This window comes from Desulfurellaceae bacterium (assembly GCA_021296095.1).
GTDB lineage: Bacteria > Desulfobacterota > Binatia > Bin18 > Bin18 > JAAXHF01.
Window position 1 is genome coordinate 19,584 of record JAGWBB010000054.1, and the last position, 458, is coordinate 20,041.

Genomic DNA, 458 nt, shown 5'->3' on the forward strand with positions numbered 1-458 from the left:
ACCCCCCAGCGCTGGGACCATATTTATTGGGACGCCAAGAAACTGCTGATGAATCATCTCGATATCGAGGTGCCGATGATTGCCGCGGTCAACGGTCCGGCCACCATCCACGCCGAATTGGGCGTGTTGTGCGATATCGTGCTGGCGACCGAGGACAGCGTCTTCCAGGACGCGCCGCATTTTCCAAACGGCATCGTGCCGGGTGACGGTGTGCATGTGGTGTGGCCGCTGCTGCTGGGCATCAACCGGGGGCGTTATTTCCTGCTGACCGGCCAAAAGCTGTCGGCCCAGGAAGCGCTGGACCTGGGAGTGGTGAACGAAGTCGTGCCCCGCGACCAACTGCTGGCGCGGGCCTGGGAGCTGGCCGAGCAGATCGTTGACAAGCCGCCGCTGACCGTCCGCTATGCCCGGGTCGCCCTCACCCAGCAACTCAAGCGGCTGATGCTCGACAACCTCGG

Annotated in this window: 1 protein-coding gene; it reads left to right on the forward strand. The window is 63.3% G+C overall.

Annotation, left to right across the window (positions count from 1 at the left end):
- Positions 1-458 (forward strand): enoyl-CoA hydratase/isomerase family protein (locus J4F42_13785; GenBank protein ID MCE2486581.1); only part of this gene is annotated, 458 nt, incomplete at both ends.